This window comes from Amycolatopsis sp. NBC_01307 (assembly GCF_035975215.1).
Classification (GTDB): Bacteria; Actinomycetota; Actinomycetes; order Mycobacteriales; family Pseudonocardiaceae; genus Amycolatopsis.
This window is the reverse complement of the sequence record NZ_CP108403.1, coordinates 9,222,087-9,243,208: the sequence shown is the minus strand read 5'-3', so window position 1 is coordinate 9,243,208 and position 21,122 is coordinate 9,222,087. Positions and strand designations below refer to the sequence as shown.

The window sequence follows — 21,122 nt, the reverse complement described above, 5'->3', positions numbered from 1 at the left end:
ACGCAGGTTACGCCCCGCCCGGCCGGTCCTTTTCCACGCCCGCGCCCGCCGCGTTGTTCGGCCGGCCCTCGAAGCGGGTCGAGAGCACGACGGTGGTGTTCGTCCGCCCGACGCCGGGGATGCGCCGGAGCCGGCTGAGGGTCCGCTCCAGCTCGTCGACGGTCGGCACGCGCACCTTGACGACGAAGGCTTCGTCACCCGCGACGGCGTAGCAGCTCTCGACCTCGTCGAGCTCGCCGAGCGCGTCGGCGACGTCTTCGTCCGTCGCCGTGTCCGTCGGATGGATGCCGACGAGGGCGGTGACGCCGAGCCCGACCGAGCTCGGATCGACGACCGCGTGGTAGCCGGTGATCACGCCGGCGGCCTCCAGCTTGCCCACGCGCTCGTGCACCGACGAGGCGGACAGCCCGACGGCCCGCCCCAGATCGGCATAGGTGGCCCGTCCGTTGATGCGCAACGCCGCGATGATCTTCCGGTCCAACTGATCCACGGCATCACTCTATGCGGTTGGACAATCCCCCATTGGCACCACGCCTAGCACCCACTGGACAGGGGAAGACTCGTCTCCGCACTTCAAGTGACCGGATCTGATAGTTGCACACCGTAAGCAACCTGTCCGTTTTGACCTTTAAGGGCTCTTTACTCTTTGACAACCGTTCGAGTACCTGACGGGTGAAGTGCAACGATTGCCGTGTTGGCTACCCCGGCGCGACGGGCCAAAATGGCCCGGATTGCCTCCGGTATAGCAGTGAGGGCGTTAAGGAGGCGGAAAATGACCGCGACGATGGGCGGACGACTGCTCACCCCAGGCGAGGTGGCAGCACTGTTCCGGGTGGACCCGAAGACGGTCACCCGGTGGGCGACGGCAGGTCGCATCGGCTCGATCCGGACCCCGGGCGGACACCGGCGGTTCCGCGAGTCCGAGGTCAACGAGCTCCTGGCCGAGCTGACCACGGACGCGAGCGAACCGGCTCGCAAGGCCTGAACCATCCAGCAGCCTGGGCCGTGTCGGGTACGGGGTACTCCCCCGCCCCCGCACACGGCCCGGTTTGTTTCCGGGTGCCACACCGCAACGCGGCGTGCCGCCCGCAGCCCGCGCGGACGGGTAACCTCGGGGGACTGGCAAGCCAAGCGGAAGGATCCGGCATGCTCGCTCTGCTCGCGGCCGTCGGCGCGCTGGTCGTCGCCCTGCTCCTGTGGCGGTCGTTCGCCGGCCAGCGGATCGGAGTGCCCTCGACCCCGCGGCGCGCCCCGATCGCTCCGGACGACGACCCCGACTTCCTGCGCCAGCTGTCCGAACAGCAGCGCAAACGCCGGGACGAAGACCTCTAGGCCGCCCTTGACGTTCGGCTGACCCGAGACCCGCACACCCGGGCCCGGATAACACGCGACCCCACGCGGATCCCGCGCACTCCAGCCCGGAATTCGTGTGCTCCGGCCCGGAACCCACGTGACTCAGCCCGGAACTCACGTGATCCCAGCCGTAACTCGCGTGATCCAGGCCGGATCTCGCGCGACTCAGCCCGTGACTCACGTGATCCGGGCCGGAACTCACGAGTCACGGCTCTGATCACGCGAGTTACGGGCCCGATCACGCGAGTTGCGGGTCTGGTCACGCCGGTTACGGCGCTGGTCACGCGTCTTGCGGCTAGCGGTACTGCTGTGAAAGCGGGGTCGCGAAGCCGTCGGCGACCGTGGCCGCCAGGTCCAGCAGGGCCAGCCGGGTGTCGCCGCCCAGGCGGTCCAGTTCGATCTCCGCGCCCTCTTCGAGGTGCGGGTCGAACGGGACCTGGCAGACCGCGCGGACCTTGGCGCCGAAGTGGGCCGACAGCTTGTCGAGGTCGACCGAGCCGCCCTTCGGGCGCACCGAGTTGATCACCGCGACCGAGCGTTTCACCAGCTCGCCGTAGCCGTGGGCCTCGAGCCAGTCCAACGTCGCCGAGGCGCTGCGGGCGCCGTCGACCGAGCCCGACGAGACGACGACCAGCGCGTCCGCGACGTCCAGGACGCCCTTCATCGCCGAGTGCATCAAGCCGGTGCCGCAGTCGGTGAGCACGATGTTGTAGAAGTGCTCCAGCAGGTTGACCGTGCGCCGGTAGTCGTCCTCGGAGAACGCCTCGGAGACGGCCGGGTCCTGCTCGCTGGCGAGGATCTCCAGCCGGCTGGCGCCCTGGGACGTGTAGGACCGGACGTCGCTGTAGCGCGTGATGCGGGCCGCGTCGCGCAGCAGGTGGCGGACCGTCGCCGTGGTCTCCAGCGGGATCTTCTGCGAGAGCGTGCCGCGGTCCGGGTTGGCGTCCACCGCGACCACGCGGTCGCCGCGCAGCGAAGCGAACGTCGCGCCCAGCGTCGTCGTGACCGTGGTCTTGCCGACGCCGCCCTTCAGCGACAACATCGCGATCTTGTAGCACCCGCGCAGCGGCTGGTTGACCCGCGCGATGAGGTCACGGCGCTGGGTGTCGGCCGGGCTCTCCCCCGGGTTGACGAGCTTCCCGGTGCCGACGTAGACGGCCTTGCGCCAGCCCGACTGCGGCGGCCGCTTGACCTGCTTGACCAGGTGCGCCGTGGACAGGTCGTGGCCGTGGCCGCCCTGCGGCTGCGGCGCGGCGTGCCGGCCGCCCTGGGGCTGCGGCAGGCCGGACGGCTGCTGCTGGGGCTGCTGCTGCGGGTACTGGGCCTGGGCCTGCGCCTGGTACTGCTGCGCGGGGTCGCCGTACTGCGGCTGCAGCGGCGGGAGGTTCTGGTCGTAGCCGTACTGCGTCGGCTGGCCCTGGGGCACCTGGTGCGGACCCGAGACGGCCGGGTTCGGCACCTGGTGCGGCCCGGACGCGGCCGGGTTCGGCGGCGGCGCGACGGCCTGCGTCGGCTGCACGTCGAACGCGCCTGACGTCTCCGGGTGCGGATGCGAGTCCGTCCGGTCGTCGGCGAACAGGCTTCCCGGGGCCTCCGGCTGCTGCGGGGCAGCGGCCGGTTCGGCGTGGCCAGGAGCCGATTCTTCGCTGGGTCCGGTCACCGGTGTAAACCTCCGCGCACTCCGCCCGACATCACTACCCCTGAAGCTCTCCCCGATGACGACGGTAGTCGGCGTACCCGCAGGTTGCTCAGCCCACCCCGGCGTAGGAGTGCAAGCCCGCGGTGACGAGGTTCACGAAGAACAGGTTGAAGATGATCGCGGCGAACCCGACGATGTTGATGGCCGCCGCCCGGGCGCCGCGCCAGCCGGCCGTCGCGCGTGAGTGCAGGTAGGCCGCGTAGACGACCCACGCGATGAACGCGACGGTCTCCTTGGGGTCCCAGCCCCAGAACCGGCCCCAGGCCGACTCGGCCCAGACGGCGCCGCAGAGCACGCCGAAGGTGAAGACCGGGAACGCGAAGATCGTCGTCCGGTAGGCGATCCGGTCGAGGACGTCGGCCGCGGGCAGCTTCGAGGCGAAGCGCGCGAACTTGGTGTTGTCCTTGTCGTAGGCCGCGCGGAACAGGAACAGCACACTCGCCACGCCCGGCACCAGGAACACGCCGGAGCCGATGATGGCCGCCGAGACGTGGATGGCCAGCCAGTACGACTGCAGCGCGGGCTGCACCGGCGCCGCGATCGTGTACAGCAGCGTGCCGTTGATGAACATCAGGATCACGACGGGCAGCAGCAGGAAGCCGGTGAGGTGCCGGACCGGGAACTTCCACATCACGATCAGCCAGGTGACCACCGTGATGAAGGTGACCGCCATGCCGTACTCGTACATGTTGCCCCACGGCGCGCGGTGCACGGCGAGCCCGCGCAGCACGATCGCCGACAGCTGCAGCAGCGCGCCGAGCACCAGCAGCGCCGCGCCCATCCGGCCGATCCGCTCGGGCCGCCCGACCGCGCGCTGCTCGGCCTGGATCTGCTCGATCGGCGGTCCGCCGGCCCCGACGAGCTCACGCGCCCGCAGCTTGGCCCGCTCGGTGGCGAGCCGGCCCTTGGCGCCGAAGCCCTGCTCGATCAGGGTGAACATCAGCGCGACGACGTAGATCGCCGCGGCGGTGGTGTACAGCCAGTCGCTGTACTGCGACAGCGTCTCGTTGATCGGCATGCCTCAGCCCTTCTGACCACTGATCAGGCGTTCGCTGATCCGGTGGAACTCTTCGCCGTACCCGGCCTGATCCGTGCGGGCCAGCCCGGCGACCTCGATCACCGTACCCGGCTCGCTCTCGGTCCCCGGCTTCACCCGGACCCACAGCCGACGCCGCTTGACCAGCAAGGACGCGCCGAGGCCGAGGAACATCGAGATGGCGAACCCGAGCACGAAACCCTGCGTCGGGTCGTGGGAGACCTGGAGCGAGACCCAGTGGCCGACGCCGTCGAAGCGGACCTTCGTGCCGTCGTCGAGCTTGATCTCCTGGCCGACCTTCATGTTCTCGCGGGCGATCTTCTTCAGCCGCCCGTCGTCGACCATCGACTGGTCGACCTCGAACACCGACTGGCCGCGCCCGGCGTCCAGGCCGAGGTCGCCGCGCAGGATGTCGACGGCGACGGCGGGGTCGGTCAGCTGCGGCGCCGACGACGTCAGGACGTTGCCGTGCAGAAACGACGTCGGCGCGAACAGGCCGGTGATGGCCAGCTGGCGGGTCCGCCGCTGCACCTCGTCGGTGACGCCGGGCTGGTCGAACTTCGTCGCGCCCTCGGCGAGCATCGTGGTCGGGTCGACCGTGCGCCACTGCGTGTTCTGGGTGCGCTGGGTGCCGTCCGGGAAGGTCACCGTGAACTTCGGCGAGTACCCCTGGCCGAGCAGGTAGACGCGGTCGCCGACGGTGCGCAGCGGCGAGTTGACCTCGAGGCCGTACGGGCGCCAGGTGTTCGTGTCGAGGTCCGCGCCGGACTGGTACTCGATGTTCGAGTGGTAGTACTCCGGCTCGCCGGCGTCGGTGTAGCGCGCGGTGAAATCGTCGATCTTCACGCAGAACGGGTCGAGGTCGGTGCCGTCGATGCGCAGGCCCGCGTTGAAGGAGTCGTAGTTGTAGATGCCGGAGTTGCAGAACGTGCTGCCGTCGGCCTGGACGATGACCTGGCCTTCGTAGCCGTACAGCTTGCCCAGCGCGAAGAACACGATCAGGCCCAGCATGCTGAAGTGGAAGATCAGGTTGCCGGTCTCGCGCAGGAACCCGCGTTCGGCGGAGATCGTGCGGACGCCGCCGGCCTCTTCCCGCTCGACGCGCCGCCAGCCGGACAGCTGCTTGTGGACGGCCGCGAGCTCGGCGGCGACGTCCTGCTTGCCGCGGCCTAGCCGGTAGTGCGGCATCCGCGCCAGGTTGCGCGGGGTCAGCACCGGCTTGGCGCGCATCGCCTTGACGTACTCGAAGCTGCGCGGCGTCAGGCAGCCGATCAGCGAGATCATCAGCAGCAGGTAGATCGCCGAGAACCAGATGCTGGAGTAGACGTCGTAGAACTCGAGCTTGTCGAGCAGCGTGCCCCACCAGCCGTGCGCGCTGATGTACTCGTCGACCTTGGGCGCGTTGAGCTTCCGCTGCGGCAGGAGCGCGCCGGGCAGCGCGGCCAGCGCCAGCAGGAACAGCAGGACGAGCGCGGTGCGCATCGACGTCAGGCCGCGCCAGGTGTTGCGCACGAAGGCGAAGGTGCGCTTGGCGGGCGTGGGTCCTCGCGGGGCCGCGGGCGGTGCCTCGGTGGTCGTCACAGCGGCAGCCTCAAGTCGCCGGCCAGTTCGTTGCGGAGGAAGCCCATCAGATCTCCCCAGACGCCGGTGACCAGCAGGATCCCGACGATCATCAGCAGCGCGCCGCCGAAGACCTGGACCTGGCGGCCGTGGCGGCGCAGCCAGTCGGTGGCGCGCACGGCCCAGCGGGCGCCGAGCGCGATGAGCAGGAACGGCAGCCCGAGGCCGAGGCAGTAGACGGCGATCAGCAGGTAGCCGCGGGCCTCGGCGCCGCCGGTCGCGCTGGCCAGCGTCGTGACGGCGGACAGCGTCGGGCCGATGCACGGCGTCCAGCCGAGGCCGAAGACGGCGCCGAGCAGCGGCGCGCCCCAGATGCCGCCGCCGGGCACGCGGTGCGAGCGGAACTCGCGCTGCAGGCCCGGGATCCAGCCGAGGAACACCAGCGCCATCGCGATGGTGAGGACGCCGCCGATGCGCTGCAGCAGGTCTTGGTTGAGGGTGAGCGTGTCGGCCAGCCAGACCAGGGTGCCCAGGGTGGCGACGAACACGACGGTGAACCCGAGCACGAACAGCAGCGCGGCGCCCAGGACGGCCCAGCGGCCCTGCTTGCGCTCCTCGCCGGCCCGGACCGCGGGCGCGTCCGCGCCGACGAGCGCGGCGAGGTACGCGAGGTACCCCGGCACCAGCGGCACCACGCACGGCGAGGCGAAGGAGATCGTTCCGGCCAGCAGCGCGACGCCCGCGGCGAGCAGCAGCGGTCCGGAGATCGCCAGCTCGGTAACGGAGTTCACGGGATTGAGGGTAGGCAGTGAGGTCCCGGTGAGAACTCCGGGGCCGGTTCACAGGACCTACCTCACAGCAGTTCAGGACCTTGGTCCCGCCCGTTCCGGGAGAAACTGGTCAAGCACGGCGACACTGTGCTCGACGGCTTGGGCGCCGTAGGCGAGCATCTGCGTCTCGTACTCCTCGACGGCTTCGGGGACGGCCTTCTCGACGAGCAGGTCCCGCAGCAGCCGTGCGTCGTACAGCGCCGTGTTGGCGCCGTTGCCACCGCTGGGCGACGTCGCGTGGATCGCGTCGCCGAGGAGCGTGACGCGGCCGGGTGCCCACCGCCGTTCCGGCCGGACGACCCGGATCGACAGCGCTGCCGAGTGGGCCGGGTCGGCCGCCTCGACCAGCGCGCGGACCCGCGGGTGCCAGCCCTCGACGGCCTTCACCGGGACGTCCGGCGCCGGCAGCAGCACCCAGCGGACGTAGTCGGGTGTGTCGGGCAGCTCGACGCCGAATTCGCGGCCGGCTTCGCGCGGCGGACGGCGGAAGCGCATCAAGCCGAGCATGAGCTGCACCGCGCCGTCGCTGACGCCGGTGCCGAAGCCGGGGACGAGCGACTCGAACTCCGGCGTCAGCGTGGTGCGGCCGACGACGCACCGGACGCCGGTGTCGCTCGGCCGGAGGTCCGGCGCGAGCCGGCCGCGGACCGCGGAGGTGATGCCGTCGGCCCCGACGATCAGGTCGGCGTCGACGTGGGTGCCGTCCGCGAACCCGGCCCGGGTGCCCTGGTAGCCGGTGAACCGCTTGCCGAAGCGGACGTCGATGCCGTCGAGCAGGAGGTGGCGCAGGACGTGCCGGTCGACGGCGATCGCGGTCATCGGCTCGAGCTCGCGCAGCTGCCGGAGCTGGGTGTCGTGGAAGACGCGGCGGCCGTGGAGGTCGCCCGTGACGGCGTCGAGCAGCGGGTGCAGCCGGTCGGGCAGGCAGGCGAGCAGGGCTTCGCGGCCGACGTCGGCTAGGCCGATCCGGTAGCCCTGGAAGCGGGCGCGGACACCCGGGTCACGTTCGAACACGTCGACGTCGATCCCGGCTTTCCGCAGGCCCTGGGCCAGGCACAGGCCCCCGAGCCCGGCTCCGATCACAGCGACTCTCATGATTCCTCCCCGGCTTATTGAACGCTGCTCAAGTTACCTGAACAACGCTCAATCGCGCCAGGCGTGGTGAACTTGTCCCGATGCCTCTGAACCAGGCGGTGGTGCTGGACGCCGCGATCGAATTGCTCGACGAAACCGGGCTGGACGAGCTGACCACGCGCAAGCTCGCCGATCGCCTCGGCGTGCGCGTCGGCGCGCTCTATTGGCACTACGCGAACAAGCAGGCGCTGCTGGACGCGGTCGCGGAGCACATGCTGGCGGTGGCGTCCCGCGGGCTGAGCGCGTCGGGGACGTGGCGGGAGCGTGTGACGGCGTTCGCGAACGCCCACCGCGAGACGATGCTCGCCCACCCGGACGGCGCCCGCGTCATCGCGACGATGAGCGTCCCCGGGCCGGCCGCGAGGGAGTTCCTGGGCCACCTGCTGACCACGCTCGCCGCCGCCGGGATGGCTTCACCGGAGCGCGAGGCGTGCGCGGACGTCGTGACGAGCTACGTGAACGGCTTCACGGTCGAAGAACAGGCCCGCCGCACGGCCGTGCCCCGCTCGCTGCGGGACATGGCGTTCGCGACGGGCCTGTCCGTGGTCATCGACGGCCTGGCCGCCCGGGTCGGGCGCGCCGAAAAGCCGTGAAGGCCTCCTTCGCGGCTCTTACGGCCGGTAAGGAGGCCTTCACGGCTTTCGCGGGTCTGGCGGGTCTCGCGGGTCTGGCGGGTCTCGCGGGTCTCGCGGGTCAGAGGTAGAGCTGGCCGCCGTCGGCGAGGACGCCGCCGATGCGGGGGCCGTAGTTGCCGTACTCCTGGGTGTTCAGCTCGTACTGGCCGGTGCTGGTCACCGTCTCGTACGTGACGTACGGGTAGCAGCAGTTGCCGATGTACAGCTGGTCGCCGTACTGGGCGCCCGACAGGCTGCCGTGCACCAGGCCGTTGCCGGTGTTCTGCCACAGGCGGAGCGTGCGGCCGTTGCCGCTCGTCTGCTTGAGCAGCGTGAATCCCTGGACCGTGACCGGTGCCGCCGAAACGACCGGTGCCGTCGAAGCGGCGGGTGCCGCCGAAGCGGGCGCCGACACGGCCGTGGTGACGGCGAAGGCGAGGAACGCCACGGCCGCCAACTTCTTCATCATGAGAAACCCCCTGGGTTCGGACAAAACGATCACCGGGAACGTACCGGGAACCGCGCGGCCGGCGGAGGGGTTTCAGCCTGGGCTTGATCAGGCTTGTTCGGCCGCCAGGCGCTGGGTGACCGGGAGCAGGTCCTGGGCCAGCACCGGGCGCAGGAACACCGCCGCGACGCGGTGTTGTCTGTCCAGCACGATCGTCGACGGGATGATGTTGCGCGGGTAGCCGCTCAGCTTGAGCAGCACCCGGCCGTCCGGGTCGTAGATCGACGGGTACGTCAGCCCGCGGTCGCGGACGAAGTCCTGCGCGGCGTCACGCGCCGGGTCGCGGACGTCGATGCCGACGACCTGCACCCCCGGCGCCTGCTTCGCGAGGCTCTCCATCTCGGGCGCCTCCGTGCGGCACGGCCCGCACCACTGGCCCCAGAGGTTGAGCACGACGACCTTGCCGGGGAAGTCCGCCAGCGACAGCTGCTTGCCCTCGTTCATCAGGTCGTCGCCGGAAAGGACGGGCGCGGTCTGGCGCCGGTCGACGTCGTAGGTGATGTCGACCTGGCCGCCCGGGGAGACGAACGTGAAGCTGCTCCCCTGGACGACCGCGTCCTTGCCCGCGCTGCACCCCGCGATCAGGCCCAGCGCGGCCAGCGTGACGAGGAGCCGTTTCATGCCCCGGTCACCTTCGGGTCGGTGGACCCCGCGGGCTCGCTGTAGACGATCTCGCGCAGCTCGTCGCCGTCGAAGACCAGGCTGGTCAGCGAGGCCAGCGAGCACTGGCGACGGCGCGGGTCGTGCCACAGCTTCTTGCCCTCGAGGAACCGCCGGAGCGTCCAGATCGGCAGCTGGTGCGAGACGCACAGCGCCTCGTGGCCCTCCGCCGCGTCGCGCGCGCGGTGGACGGCGCCGAGCATCCGGTGCGCGATCTCCAGGTACGGCTCGCCCCACGACGGCTTGAACGGGTTGGTCAGCTTCGACCAGTGCTTCGGCTCCCGCAGCGCGCCGTCGCCGACCGCGACGTGCAGACCTTCGAACTGATTGCCGGCCTCGATCAGCTCCGCGTCGGTCGCGATGTCGAGGCGGTGCGCGGCCGCGATCGGCGCCGCCGTCTCCTGCGCCCGCTGCAGCGGCGACGCGACGACGTGCACGAGGTCGTGCCCCGCGACGGCCTCGGCGACGGTCAGCGCCTGACGCTGGCCGCGCTCGGAGAGCCGGTAGCCGGGCAGCCGGCCGTAGAGGATCTTCTCGGGGTTGTGGACTTCGCCGTGGCGGAGCATGTGGACGACGGTGGTCACCGGACCGCTCCGGCCGCCGCCTGCGCCGCCGCGGGCAGCGCCGCTTCGATCACCGAGAACGCTTCTTCGTCCATGGCCGCGTTGACGAACCAGGCCTCGTACGCGCTCGGGGGCGCGTACACACCGCCGTCGAGCAGCGCGTGGAAGAACGGCGGGAAGCGCCAGGTCTCGGACGCCTGCGCGCCCGCGTAGTCGCGGACCGCCGGCTCGCCGAAGAACACGCTCACCAGGTTGCCCGCGTACTGGACGCTGTTCGCGACGCCGGCTTCGCTCAGCGCGAGGCGGAAGAGGTTGCCGAGGCGCTTCGCGTTGGCGTCGAGCGCCGCGTACACGGCCTGGTCGGCCGCGCGCAGCGTCGCGAGGCCGGTGGCCACCGCGACGGGGTTCCCGGACAGCGTCCCGGCCTGGTAGACCGGTCCGCCCGGGGCGAGCTTGGCCATGATGTCGGCGCGGCCGCCGAACGCCGCCGCCGGCAGGCCGCCGGACATCACCTTGCCGAACGTGTACAGGTCGCCGGCCACGCCTTCGAGGCCGAACCAGCCCGCGCGCGAGACGCGGAACCCGGTCATCACCTCGTCCATGACCAGCAGCGCGCCGTGCTCGTGGGCGATCTCCAGCAGGCCCGCGTTGAAGCCCTCGTCCGGCGCGACGGCGCCCATGTTGCCCGCCGCGGCCTCGGTGATCACCGCGGCGATCGCGTCCGGGTTGTCCACAAAGGACTGCCGGACGGCGTCGAGGTCGTTGTAGGGCAGCACGATCGTGTCGGCGGCCTGGGCGCCGGTGACACCCGGCGACGTCGGCAGCCCGAGCGTCGCGACGCCGGAGCCGGCCTGAGCGAGCAGCGCGTCGACGTGGCCGTGGTAACAGCCGGCGAACTTGACGATCTTCGCGCGGCCGGTGAACCCGCGGGCCAGCCGGATCGCGCTCATCGTGGCCTCGGTGCCCGAGTTGACCAGCCGCACCCGCTCGACGGGCTCGACCCGGCCGATGATCTCCTCGGCCAGCTCGACCTCGCCGATGGTCGGCGTGCCGAACGACAGCCCGGACGTCGCCGCCTCGCGCGCCGCCTCGACGACCGCCGGGTGCGCGTGCCCCAGGATCATCGGGCCCCAGGACGACACCAAGTCGACATAGCGGTTCCCATCGGCGTCCCACAGGTGCGGGCCCTCGCCGCGGACCATGAACCGCGGGGTGCCGCCGACCGAGTTGAACGCCCGGACCGGCGAGTTCACCCCGCCCGGGATGGCCGCCTTAGCGCGGTCGAACCATGCCTTGGACTGCTCGGTTCCAGTGCTCACCCGTCCAGTGAACCTCATTCAGCCGTCGGCCGGCGCGAGAGGTCACTGAAGGCGAATCGGTCGCGACCCGTAGCGCCGTCCTAACCAGAATGAGGTTCAGTCTCGCAAACCCGGACGACGCACCGCCGACCCCGTCACCGGCAACTCGGGGTGCGCGCGAGCGTCACCGCCCTAAGATGGCCGCACGCCGCCCGGGAGGGGAACAACCGGTGACCGAACGTGCGCCCCAGCGCAACCCGTGGCTGGTGCTGGCCTGCTTCCTCGGCGTCGTCGCCGTGGTCGCGGCGGTCGGCGCCCTGGCCGCGACGTCGTCGAAGGAGATCTACGAGCGCTTCGACCTGCCGTCGTGGGCGCCACCGGTGTCGCTGTTCGGTCCGGTGTGGACGGTGCTGTACGTCACGATCGCCCTGTCCGGCTGGTGCTACTGGCGCACCGACGGCGAGAACCGCGGGTTCGCCGCGTACGGCATCGGCCTGCTGGTCAACCTGCTCTGGCCGCCGCTGTTCTTCGAGGGCGGCGCCGCGGTGCTCGCCCTGCTCGACATCCTGGTGCTGGACGTCGTCGTGCTCGTGACGATCGTCCTGTTCGCCCGCCGGTCGAAGCTCGCGGCCGCGCTGCAGGTGCCCTACCTCGTCTGGATCCTCTTCGCGACCGCGCTCAACACCGCCATCGTCGCGCTCAACTAGCTCTCGTGAGTGGTTAGGGCGGTTAGAACCGCCCTAACCACTCACGAGAGCCGCGGCAGACCCGTCAGCGGGCGGCCTGCTGGGTGATCGCCTGCGCGGCGACCGTGCCGTCGTCGCCGGCCTGGCCCTGGATTGTCACCGTCGAGCCCGGCTTGAGGTCCGCGAGCTTGCCCGGCTGGGTCACGCCGACCGTCGTCGAGTCCGATGTGGACACCTTGACGTCGGTGCCCTGCGCGGTCTTCACGTAGACGGTTGTGCCGTCGACGTGGTCGATCGTGCCCGTGGTGCCACGCCCGCCGGCCCCGCGGAAGCCGCTGCCCTGCTGGCCGGTGCCGGTCCCGGTCCCGGTGCCCGTCCCGGCCTGGGTGCCGCCTTGGGTGCCGCCCTGCTGGCCGCCCAAGCCGCCGCCCTGACGTCCGGCCGGCGCGCCCGAAGAGGAGCCCGAGGACGAGCCGAACGCGGCGTGCGTCCAGGCGCCGCCGGCGAACACCGCCGCGAGCACCACCAGCCCGGCCAGCACCATCGTGGCGCGGGAGAACGGCTTGGCCGCGCGGCGCATCTCGGCGTTCAGGTCGCCCTCGACCGCCGGGCTGGCGACGATCTGCTCCGCCGTCGGCTCGGCGGGGCCCGCCGAGCCGACGGCCGGGAGCACCGCCGTCGGCTCGTCCCCCGGGCCGGGCGGCGGGGTCGTCGTGGAAGACATCGGTGACTCCTTATTCATGACGCAGCGCGTCGATCGGCCGCAGCTTGGCGGCCCGGTTCGCCGGGAAACTGCCGAAGAACAGCCCGATCAGGGCGGATACCGCGAAGGCGAGCAGGATCGACGAGGGCACCACGACCGGCTTGATCCCGGAGATGGTGAACCGGCTGCCGATCAGCCCGATCGCGACGCCGAGCAGCCCGCCGAACAGGCTGAGCATGGTCGCTTCGGCGAGGAACTGGCCGAGGATGGCCGCGCGCGGGGCGCCGATGGCCTTGCGGATGCCGATCTCGCGGATCCGCTCGGTGACCGTGACGAGCATGATGTTCGTGACGCCGATGCCGCCGACGAGCAGCGAGATCGCCGCGACGGCCGCCAGCAGCACGGTGAACGTCTCGGTCGCCGACGTCCGCGTCGCGAGCAGCTGCTCGGAGTTCTGGATCTGGTAGTCGGCGGTGCCGCCGAGCCGGATGCCGTGACGCGCGTTGAGGATCGCGGTGATCTCGGACTGCGCCAGCGTGACGGAGTCCGCGCTGGTGGCCTGGACGGCGATCTGGCTGAGGCTGCCGTAACCGGCCAGCGAGTTCTGCACGGCCGAGATCGGCGCGATCGCGACGTCGTCGGCGTTCTGCAGCCCGGTGCTGCCCTTGGCCTGCAGCACCCCGACCACGGTGAACTGGATGCTGTTGAGCAGCACGTTCTGGCCGACCGCGTCGGTACCGCTGCCGAAGATCGACTCCGCCGTCGTCGGGCCGAGCACGACGACCTTGCGCGCGGCCGTGACGTCCTCGCTGGTGAACAGCGCGCCTTCGGCGATGTCGCGGTTGGTGGTGGTGAAGTACGCGGGCTCGGTGCCCGCGACGGTCGAGATGTCGTACGACGTCTGCCCGTAGGTCGCGGTGGCCGTCGTGTTGACGACCGGCGACGCGGCCTTGACGTCGGGCGCGCCGATCGGGTCGACCAGCGCGTGCGCGTCCTGCACGGTCAGCGGCCGGGCCGAGGCGCCCTGCCCGCCGCCGCGCGCCGGGGAGACGTTGACGACGTTGGTGCCGAGGCCCTGGATGCTCGCCGCGATGGCCGCCGAGGCGCCGTTGCCGACCGCGACGAGCAGGATCACCGCGGCGACGCCGATGGTGATGCCGAGCGTGGTGAGCGACGAGCGCAGCTTGTTCGCCGTGAGCCCGCGCACGGCGAAGCGCAGGACTTCGAAGAGGTTCACGACACGGCTCCCACGACCCCGGACGCCCGGGTGACGTCATCCGCCACGATCAGGCCGTCGTCGACCCGGACGACGCGGCGTGCGTGCGCGGCGACCTCGTCCTCGTGCGTGATCACGACGATGGTGCGGCCGAGCTGGTTGAGCCGGTCGAACACGCCGAGGACGTCCTCGGTGCTGCGGCGGTCCAGGTTGCCGGTCGGCTCGTCGGCGAGCAGCATCGCCGGGCCGGTGACCAGCGCCCGCGCCACGGCGACGCGCTGGATCTGGCCGCCGGACAGCTCGCTCGGCAGGTGCTTGGCCCGGTCGGACAGTCCGACCATGTCGAGCGCCGCGAGCGCGCGACGTCGGCGTTCCGACCGGCGGAGTCCACTGTAGACAAGCGGTAGCTCCACATTGGACAGAGCGGAAGTCCGGGGCACGAGGTTGAACGACTGGAAGATGAAACCGATCTTCCGGTTGCGCAGCAACGCCAATTGACGCTCGTTGAGCTTGCCGACGCCGAAGCCGTCCAGCAGGTACTGGCCGGACGTCGGGACGTCGAGGCAGCCCAGCATGTTCAGCAGCGTCGACTTGCCCGAACCGGACGCGCCCATGATCGCGACGTACTCGCCGGGCCACACGGTGAGCTCGACGCCGCGCAGGGCGTGCACCGCGGTGTCCCCCGCACCGTAGGTCTTGCGCAGTCCGGAGACCGCGATCACCGGGTTCATCCGCGTCCGCCGAAGCCGCCGCCGGCACCCGTGCCGCGCTGGCCGCCGCCGGGCACGCCACCGGTCCCGCCGCCCGGGAACCCACCGGTGCCGCCCGTTCCCCCGGTGCCGGTGCGGCCGGTGCCGCCGGTGCCGGTCGCGGCCGTCGCGGTGAGCACGACGTTCTCACCCTCGGTCAGCCCGGACGTGATCTGCACGGTCGACTCGCCTCGGATGCCGATCTGCACCTGGCGGGGCACGTTCCGGCCGTTCTCCTGCACGGTGACGATGTTGGTGTTGCCGGCGGTCGTCACGGCCGCGGCCGGCACGCTCAGCGCGTTCTGCGCCTCGGCGACGGTGATCACGACGCTGGCCGACTGCCCGGGCCGCAGCCCGTCCGGCGGGCTGGTGAGCGCGAGCTGCGCGCCGTAGGAGACCACGCTGCCGCTGGTCGTCGGGGTCAGGTTGATGCTGGAGACGGTGGCCTGGATCGGCTTGTCCGGCAGCGCGTTGAGCGTCACCGTGGCCTTCTGGCCCGCCTTCACCTTGCTGACGTCGATCTCGGCGACCGAGGTGGTCACGACCAGGCCGCTCATGTTCGTGATGGTGATGAACCCGGTGCTGCTGCTGGAAGAAGACGACGTCGCGGCGCTGGAGTTGGACGAGCCCTGCCCGCCCTGGCCGCTGCCGCTGGACGTCGACTGGGAACTGCTCGCCGAGCCGCTCGAGGACTGCTGCCCGACCGTGCCGTTGACGGCGGTGACGGTGCCCGCGCCGGGCGCGTAGAGCGAGGTGTTGTCCAGCGCGGTCTGCGCGGTCTGGACGTCCAGCTCGGCCTGGTCGAGCTTCGCCTGCGCCGAGGTGACGCTGTTCGCGGCGGCCTGGGCACTGTTCTGGCTGTTCTGGCTGTTTTGGCCCGTCGCCGGGGTGTCCTCGGCGGTTTCGGCGCTGTCGAGACTGTCTTGCGCCACCGAGCGATTCGCCTTCGCGACCTGAAGCTGCTTCGCCGCCTGCGTGCTGTCGACGGTCGCGAGCTTCTGGCCGGCGCTCACGACGTCGCCGACCTTCACGTCGATCGACGTCACCTTGCCGGCCGTCGTGAAGTTCGCCGCGCCCGTGTAGCTGCTGGCGAGCGTCCCGGCGGCGGAAATCGTCTCGGAGACCGTCGCCCGGCGCACCTGCGTGCTGCGGGTCTGGGCCTGAGCCGTGTTCGAAGCCGGGGTAAAGGCTTGGTATATCCCGAATCCCGCCCCGGCCAGTAGCACGATCAGAGCACCGTTGATCACCCATGCCCTGGAGGCACGCACCCGCGTCATGCGGCAACAGTGCTGCCGCCGCTTAGCAATTGACTGTTCGTTCCCTGTGGAGGAGCTGTGTATCAGTCCGGCTGCTTTTGGGGGCGCGCACGCAGCGCGAGAGAGAGCTGACGGACCGCGTCCACCAGCAGGATCGCGGCCACGACGCCGAGCCCGATGGCCGCGGCGAGGTGCCCGCCGAAGTACCGGTGCGATTCGAGGACGGCGCCGTCGTCGGTGCGCGTCACCACGGTGGCCATGCCGCTGTGCCAGAAGGCGTAGACGCCCCAGCCGGCCGCCACGGCGAGCACGACCTCCAGAACGGCGACCAGAATCCGCCACGGCTTGTGCAGCCGCGCGGCGGACCCGGATTCATCCGGCGGCCAGAGCTCGGCCCCGGTGGGCTGCGGAAGGTCGATCACGGAGAGGATTTTCTCACGTCTCGCGCGGCGTCGCCCGGACGAGGCGGTCCAGCGCGTCCTGCAGGGCCTCGACGTCCTTCGCCCACGCCAGCACCACCGTGCCGTCCGCCAGCTTCAGCGGCAGCGAATCGTACTTGCGCGGGACCGACCAGCCGCCGCCGAGCACCCGCGCGCCGACCGGTGTGCCGACGTCCGTCACCGACGCCAGCTCGGACGCCTGGACCTTCTCGCGGCCCTGGCGCAGCTGCTTCGTCGTGACTTCCAGCGAGAGGAACCGGCGCCGCGCGTACACCCACGGGATCGTGATGACGCACAGGCCGAACGCGACCAGCAGCCAGCCCACGAGGTGCACCGGGCCACCCGTCACCAGCTCCGCCAGCGCCCCGACCACGGCGAACACCGGGCCCCACACGATGGCGACCCAGCTCACGCCGGACTCGGCGTAGAGCCGGTCGCTCACGGGCGCTTGCCGGCCTTCGGGAAGTAGCCCGCCACCGACGGCAGGTACAGCAGCACCAGCGCGACGACGAACACCAGCACCGCGGCCAGCGTCAGGAAGTTGATGATCGGCGCGATCACCATGATCAGCACCAGCATCACGATCGGCAGGATGGTGAGCACCGTCCGGGCCGAGCGGGTGCCTTCGCGCGCTTTGTACGCGAACAGCAGGAACAGCAGCACGAACACGACCGAGCCGCCGAGCAGGTACCACAGCAGCGTCGTGACGCCGTCCGCGATCATCTGCGGCGAGTACTTCGAGTCCTTCGTGCCCTCGACGAACTGCGCGATGACCGCGGACTTGCTGCTGAGCAGCTGGACGTAGCTCAGGATCAGCAGCACGCCACCGCCGAGCCACAGCCAGAACGACCACCACACCGGCCGCGGCGGGGCGGCCTTCGGCGCGGACTGTCCCGGCATGACCGGATCCGGCGCGCGGCCCAGTTTGCGGCGTTCGTCGTCGGTGAGACCGCTGAGGTCTTCGGTTTCCTTGTCGGTCACGCGAGGACTCTAACCGGTCAGTCCAGCCACGCAGCGGCTTCGGCTGCCCAATACGTCAGGATCATGTCGGCGCCGGCCCGGCGGATCGACGTCAGCACCTCGAGGACGGTCCGCTCACGCTCGAGCCAGCCGTTGGCCGCGGCGGCTTCGACCATCGTGTACTCGCCGGAGATGTTGTACGCCGCCACCGGCACCGGGGAGATGTCCGCGGCCGCCTTGAGGACGTCCAAATAGGACAGCGCGGGCTTGACCATGATCATGTCCGCGCCCTCGGCGAGGTCCAGCTCGATCTCGCGCAGCGCCTCGCGGGCGTTGCCCGGGTCCTGCTGGTAGGTCTTGCGGTCGCCCTTGAGCTGCGAGTCGACGGCCTCGCGGAACGGGCCGTAGAACGCGCTGGCGTACTTCGCGGCGTACGCGAGGATGGCCTTGTCGTTGTGGCCGACCTCGTCGAGCGCGCGGCGGATGACGCCGATCTGCCCGTCCATCATCCCGGACGGCCCGAGCACGTGCGCCCCGGCTTCGGCCTGCGCGACGGCCATCTCGGCGTAGATGCGCAGCGTGGCGTCGTTGTCGACCCCGCCGTCGGCGTCGAGGACGCCGCAGTGGCCGTGGTCGGTGAACTCGTCGAGGCAGGTGTCGGCCATCAGCACGGTGGCGTCACCGAGCTCGGCGCGGAGGTCGCGCAGGGCGACGTTGAGGATGCCGCGCTCGTCGACGGCACCCGAGCCCTCGGCGTCACGGGTCTCGGGAATGCCGAACAGCATCAGCCCGCCGACCCCGGCGTTGACCGCGTCGACGGCGGCCTTCCGCAGGGTGTCCCGGGTGTGCTGCACAACGCCCGGCATGCTCGAAATCGGCCGCGGCTGATCAAGCCCTTCGGCGACGAACATCGGGAGGATCAGCTGGCGTGGCCGCAGAGTCGTTTCACCGACCAGCCGGCGCATAGCGGGCGTGGTCCGAAGCCTGCGGGGACGATGCTCGGGGAACACCCCTCCAAGTTACTCCGCGCCCCTTCGCCGAAGACCCGCAAGGGTGCTCAGCGGCCACTTTCGTCGGTGACCGGCAGGCGGTCAGGCTTCCGGCTTCAGCCCGGCCGGCCGAGCGCCTCCGGACCGCAGGAATTCGTGGGCACCCCTGCGCACATCGGCGAAGGGGACCTCCGCGTCATCAGGGGCGAACTCCTCGGCGCGGTCCAGGTAGTAGATGACCTCGTCGTAGTCCGGGAGCGGGTACGGCGACGGGTTGTGGCTGTAGGTGACGGCCTCGCCGGCGCGGTAATGCCGGAGAAACCCCCGGTCCATGTTGATGCCGACTGTCAGCAGCCCCTTTTCGGGATCACCGTCGACGATCAACCGCGCGAGCTGGAGGGGGCCGGCAGCGGCTACCCGGTCCAGCAGTGCGTCCAGGTCAGCAGCGTCGGCGACGGTGAGGAGGTCCTCGGTGTGGAGGTGGCCTTCGAGCTGCGCCTTGATCACTGCTGCACCCTTCCCGTGTAGACCTGGACCGTGTTGTGCCCGTCCTCGGTCGTTCCGTACACCGTCAGCCTGGCTCCGGCCGGAAGCACCCGCGGTAGCAGCGTGTCACAGCTCAGTTCGCCGGCGCAGGGTGCGTTGTTGATGGTGACCGTCACCTCGGTCGATCCGGTCTTCCGCATGTGAACCGCGAGTTTGGTCTCCACGTGCGTGGCGATCGAGTAACCCGCCATCCCGTGCTCGTCCAGGTACGCCTGCGTCTCGCGGTACAGCTCGTCCTTCCGGCCGCTCACGATCGACTGGAGATCGTCCCCCAGGCCGGAGGCCGACCACCGGCCGTGAGTCTTCGCTCCGGTGTTCTTGACGACCGGCGGAGGCAGCTCGGAACGCGCGGCTGCCACCACTGCCGGTTCTCGTTGGCCTCCGCCGAGACGCCGGCTCGTCCCGGAGGACCGCTGGTCCTCCTTCGGCTGCCCCATCAGGCCGTCGCGATAGCTTCGGACAGCTCCGGCCGCTCGCCTGACCAGATTCTCGAGAGCCGCGAAGTCCATTCCGGCCAGGTCCCGGACCGCCCCGCCGATGTCCGGGTCACCGCTGCCCCGCGTAGCCGCGCTGAGGGTCTGAGTGCATTCGTCTGAGACCGTCGCGGCGTCGCTCAGGTGCGGCAGTGCTGCGTCAACCTTGTCGAGCGCCGTATCGAGCGCGCCGGCGATCTCCTCGAGGTTCACCGCCCAACTATCAGGCGGGCTGCCGATCCCGGAAAGCCGTGAAGGCCCCCTTCCCGGCGGTAAGAGCCGGTAAGGAGGCCTTCACGGACCAACGAACCTCAGGACCTGCGGGCCCGCTTCGCCTTGCGCGGCGGCGGCAGGGCGCCCTCCGCGCGGAGGCGTGCGGCGTGCTCGGCCAGGGCGTCCACCAAGTGGGGGACGTCCGCCTTCTCCGGCTGGACGTCGACGCGGAGGCCGAACTCCACTGCCGTCTCGGCCGTCTTCGGGCCGATGCACGCGACCAGCGTGCGGGTGTGCGGCTTGCCGGCGATGCCGACCAGGTTGCGCACGGTCGAGGACGAGGTGAAGCAGACCGCGTCGAAACCGCCGGTCTTGATCATCTCGCGGGTATCAGCGGGCGGCGGCGCGGCCCGGACGGTCCGGTAGGCCGTGACGTCGTCGATCTCCCAGCCGCGTTCGCGCAGGCCGGCCGACAGGGTCTCGGTGGCGATGTCCGCGCGGGGCAGCAGGACGCGGTCGACCGGGTCGAGGACGTCGTCGTACGGCGGGAACTCGGCCAGCAGACCTTCGCTGGACTGCTCACCCTCCGGCACCAGCTCGGGGATGATGCCGAACGAGCGCACCTTCTCCGCGGTGGCCGCGCCGACGCAGGCGATCTTGACGCCGGAGAACGCACGGGCGTCCAGGCCGAACTCCTCGAACTTCTCCCACACCGCGCGGACCGCGTTGGTGGAGGTGAAGACGATCCACTGGTAACGGCCGTCGACCAGGCCCTTGACCGAGCGCTCCATCTGCGCCGGGCTGCGGGGCGGCTCGACCGAAATGGTGGGCACCTCGTGCGACGTCGCGCCGTGGCCGCGCAGGCGCTCGGCCATCTCGCCGGCCTGCTCCTTGGTGCGCGGCACCAGGACCTTCCAGCCGTAGAGCGCGCGCGACTCCCACCACGACAGCTTCGAGCGCTGCCCGGCGGCCTGGCCGATCGTGACGATCAGCGGCCCGACGAGCTCGCCGGCGTCGTTGGCGACCTTCTCGAGCGTGGTGTCGAGGGTGCGCTGGGTGTTGATGGTGCCGTTCGCCGTCACCGCGACCGGCGTCGACGCGGGCAGGCCGTGCCCGGTCAGCGCCGAAGCGGCCTCGGCGAGGTGCGCCGACGACGCGTGCAGCACCAGCGGGCCCGGGGCCGCGGCCAGGGCCGCCCAGTCGACGTCGCCGCGGACGTCGACCTCGGTGTGCGTGCCGCCGAGCGCGACGCCGGCGTACGCCGGGACGGCCGCGCCCGGGGACACACCCGGGATGACGTCGAACACGGCGCTCGTGCGGGCGACCGCCTGCACCTCGGCCACGACGGCCGGGGTGGTCAGCGGGTCGCCGGCGATCAGACGGAGCACCAGCCGGCCGGCCTTGGCCTCGTTGGTCAGGTCCTTGGCGACCTCGGTGGCCTCGCCGACGGCGGGGCGGACCTCGGCGCCTTCGGCGGTCATCGCCAGGACGGCCTGGGGCACGTCCGGGTCGGTCACCACGACCTCGGCCTTGGCCAGCAGTTCCTGGGCACGGACCGTGAGCAGGCCGGCGTCGCCGGGCCCGGAGCCCACGAACGCTACGCGCCCGGTGGTCTTTCGCGCGGGGGTCATCTGTG

25 protein-coding genes are annotated in these 21,122 nt (G+C 70.9%); 4 read left to right on the top strand and 21 right to left on the bottom strand.

Going from position 1 to position 21,122, the window contains the following annotated elements; translation table 11 throughout:
• Positions 1–7: 7 nt before the first annotated feature.
• Positions 8–490 (bottom strand): Lrp/AsnC family transcriptional regulator, encoded by a 483-nt coding sequence (locus OG439_RS41365; RefSeq protein ID WP_247060317.1) that lies wholly within the window; start codon positions 488–490, stop codon positions 8–10.
• Between the two features lie 282 nt (positions 491–772).
• On the opposite strand from OG439_RS41365, the gene OG439_RS41360 reads away from it, so the two are divergent.
• Together OG439_RS41360 and OG439_RS41355 are read left to right on the top strand one after the other, a co-directional pair.
• A complete protein-coding gene (locus OG439_RS41360) occupies positions 773–985 on the top strand; it encodes a BldC family transcriptional regulator (protein ID WP_072474890.1) in 213 nt (70 codons plus the stop codon).
• Positions 986–1,146: 161 nt separating this feature from the next.
• Positions 1,147–1,332, top strand: a complete 186-nt coding sequence (locus tag OG439_RS41355; protein ID WP_247060316.1) for a hypothetical protein — start codon at positions 1,147–1,149, stop codon at positions 1,330–1,332.
• A 316-nt stretch (positions 1,333–1,648) separates the two neighbouring features.
• Here the strand turns inward: OG439_RS41355 and OG439_RS41350 are convergent, their stop codons facing one another.
• From OG439_RS41350 to OG439_RS41330, 5 genes are all read right to left on the bottom strand, one after another.
• The gene (locus OG439_RS41350; RefSeq protein WP_326945903.1) at positions 1,649–3,013 is read right to left on the bottom strand and encodes a MinD/ParA family ATP-binding protein; all 1,365 of its coding nucleotides are present in this window, start codon (positions 3,011–3,013) and stop codon (positions 1,649–1,651) included.
• An 88-nt stretch (positions 3,014–3,101) separates the two neighbouring features.
• Positions 3,102–4,070: a c-type cytochrome biogenesis protein CcsB gene (gene ccsB / locus OG439_RS41345; protein ID WP_326945902.1), complete on the bottom strand. Its 969-nt coding sequence runs from the start codon at positions 4,068–4,070 to the stop codon at positions 3,102–3,104.
• A gap of 3 nt (positions 4,071–4,073) precedes the next feature.
• A complete protein-coding gene (gene resB, locus OG439_RS41340) occupies positions 4,074–5,669 on the bottom strand; it encodes a cytochrome c biogenesis protein ResB (protein ID WP_326945901.1) in 1,596 nt (531 codons plus the stop codon).
• Positions 5,666–6,439, bottom strand: coding sequence for a cytochrome c biogenesis CcdA family protein (locus OG439_RS41335; protein ID WP_326945900.1), 774 nt, complete (start codon positions 6,437–6,439; stop codon positions 5,666–5,668). The genes resB and OG439_RS41335 overlap by 4 nt, the downstream gene beginning before the upstream one ends.
• Positions 6,440–6,511: 72 nt before the next feature.
• A complete protein-coding gene (locus OG439_RS41330) occupies positions 6,512–7,573 on the bottom strand; it encodes an FAD-dependent oxidoreductase (RefSeq protein ID WP_326945899.1) in 1,062 nt (353 codons plus the stop codon).
• 80 nt (positions 7,574–7,653) lie between these two features.
• Here OG439_RS41330 and OG439_RS41325 point away from each other — a divergent pair, with 80 nt between their 5' ends.
• Positions 7,654–8,205 carry a TetR/AcrR family transcriptional regulator C-terminal domain-containing protein gene (locus OG439_RS41325; protein ID WP_326945898.1) on the top strand — a complete coding sequence of 184 codons (552 nt, stop codon included), beginning with the start codon at positions 7,654–7,656 and terminating at the stop codon, positions 8,203–8,205.
• Between the two features lie 100 nt (positions 8,206–8,305).
• On the opposite strand, the gene OG439_RS41320 is transcribed toward OG439_RS41325, so the two are convergent.
• The 4 genes from OG439_RS41320 to hemL form a co-directional block, all read right to left on the bottom strand.
• The gene (locus tag OG439_RS41320; RefSeq protein WP_326945897.1) at positions 8,306–8,695 is read right to left on the bottom strand and encodes a hypothetical protein; all 390 of its coding nucleotides are present in this window, start codon (positions 8,693–8,695) and stop codon (positions 8,306–8,308) included.
• Between the two features lie 87 nt (positions 8,696–8,782).
• Positions 8,783–9,355 (bottom strand): TlpA family protein disulfide reductase, encoded by a 573-nt coding sequence (locus OG439_RS41315; RefSeq protein WP_326945896.1) that lies wholly within the window; start codon positions 9,353–9,355, stop codon positions 8,783–8,785.
• Complete coding sequence (locus OG439_RS41310) at positions 9,352–9,978, bottom strand: histidine phosphatase family protein (RefSeq protein WP_247060305.1); 627 nt, start codon at positions 9,976–9,978, stop codon at positions 9,352–9,354. The genes OG439_RS41315 and OG439_RS41310 overlap by 4 nt, the downstream gene beginning before the upstream one ends.
• Positions 9,975–11,276, bottom strand: a complete 1,302-nt coding sequence (hemL, locus tag OG439_RS41305) for a glutamate-1-semialdehyde 2,1-aminomutase (RefSeq protein WP_326945895.1) — start codon at positions 11,274–11,276, stop codon at positions 9,975–9,977. The genes OG439_RS41310 and hemL overlap by 4 nt, the downstream gene beginning before the upstream one ends.
• A 209-nt stretch (positions 11,277–11,485) precedes the next feature.
• Here hemL and OG439_RS41300 point away from each other — a divergent pair, with 209 nt between their 5' ends.
• Positions 11,486–11,962, top strand: a complete 477-nt coding sequence (locus tag OG439_RS41300; protein WP_326945894.1) for a TspO/MBR family protein — start codon at positions 11,486–11,488, stop codon at positions 11,960–11,962.
• Positions 11,963–12,026: 64 nt separating this feature from the next.
• Here the strand turns inward: OG439_RS41300 and OG439_RS41295 are convergent, their stop codons facing one another.
• From OG439_RS41295 to OG439_RS41245, 11 genes are all read right to left on the bottom strand, one after another.
• Entirely contained in the window at positions 12,027–12,665 is a 639-nt protein-coding gene (locus tag OG439_RS41295) for a hypothetical protein (RefSeq protein WP_326945893.1), read from the bottom strand.
• A gap of 10 nt (positions 12,666–12,675) precedes the next feature.
• Complete coding sequence (locus tag OG439_RS41290) at positions 12,676–13,881, bottom strand: ABC transporter permease (RefSeq protein ID WP_326945892.1); 1,206 nt, start codon at positions 13,879–13,881, stop codon at positions 12,676–12,678.
• Complete coding sequence (locus OG439_RS41285; RefSeq protein ID WP_326945891.1) at positions 13,878–14,591, bottom strand: ABC transporter ATP-binding protein; 714 nt, start codon at positions 14,589–14,591, stop codon at positions 13,878–13,880. The genes OG439_RS41290 and OG439_RS41285 overlap by 4 nt, the downstream gene beginning before the upstream one ends.
• Positions 14,588–15,886 carry an efflux RND transporter periplasmic adaptor subunit gene (locus tag OG439_RS41280; protein WP_326945890.1) on the bottom strand — a complete coding sequence of 433 codons (1,299 nt, stop codon included), beginning with the start codon at positions 15,884–15,886 and terminating at the stop codon, positions 14,588–14,590. Before OG439_RS41280 ends, OG439_RS41285 begins: the two co-directional genes overlap by 4 nt.
• A 62-nt stretch (positions 15,887–15,948) precedes the next feature.
• On the bottom strand, positions 15,949–16,287 hold the full coding sequence (locus tag OG439_RS41275) for a hypothetical protein (RefSeq protein WP_247060296.1): 339 nt from the start codon (positions 16,285–16,287) through the stop codon (positions 15,949–15,951).
• Positions 16,288–16,300: 13 nt separating this feature from the next.
• Complete coding sequence (locus OG439_RS41270) at positions 16,301–16,747, bottom strand: hypothetical protein (RefSeq protein WP_326945889.1); 447 nt, start codon at positions 16,745–16,747, stop codon at positions 16,301–16,303.
• Entirely contained in the window at positions 16,744–17,286 is a 543-nt protein-coding gene (locus tag OG439_RS41265; RefSeq protein WP_326945888.1) for a hypothetical protein, read from the bottom strand. Before OG439_RS41265 ends, OG439_RS41270 begins: the two co-directional genes overlap by 4 nt.
• A 17-nt stretch (positions 17,287–17,303) precedes the next feature.
• The gene (hemB, locus tag OG439_RS41260; RefSeq protein WP_326945887.1) at positions 17,304–18,275 is read right to left on the bottom strand and encodes a porphobilinogen synthase; all 972 of its coding nucleotides are present in this window, start codon (positions 18,273–18,275) and stop codon (positions 17,304–17,306) included.
• 81 nt (positions 18,276–18,356) lie between these two features.
• Positions 18,357–18,761 (bottom strand): Imm1 family immunity protein, encoded by a 405-nt coding sequence (locus OG439_RS41255; protein WP_326945886.1) that lies wholly within the window; start codon positions 18,759–18,761, stop codon positions 18,357–18,359.
• Positions 18,758–19,486: a DddA-like double-stranded DNA deaminase toxin gene (locus OG439_RS41250; RefSeq protein WP_326945885.1), complete on the bottom strand. Its 729-nt coding sequence runs from the start codon at positions 19,484–19,486 to the stop codon at positions 18,758–18,760. Before OG439_RS41250 ends, OG439_RS41255 begins: the two co-directional genes overlap by 4 nt.
• 98 nt (positions 19,487–19,584) lie before the next feature.
• Positions 19,585–21,117 (bottom strand): uroporphyrinogen-III synthase, encoded by a 1,533-nt coding sequence (locus OG439_RS41245; RefSeq protein WP_247060288.1) that lies wholly within the window; start codon positions 21,115–21,117, stop codon positions 19,585–19,587.
• Positions 21,118–21,122 lie beyond the last annotated feature (5 nt).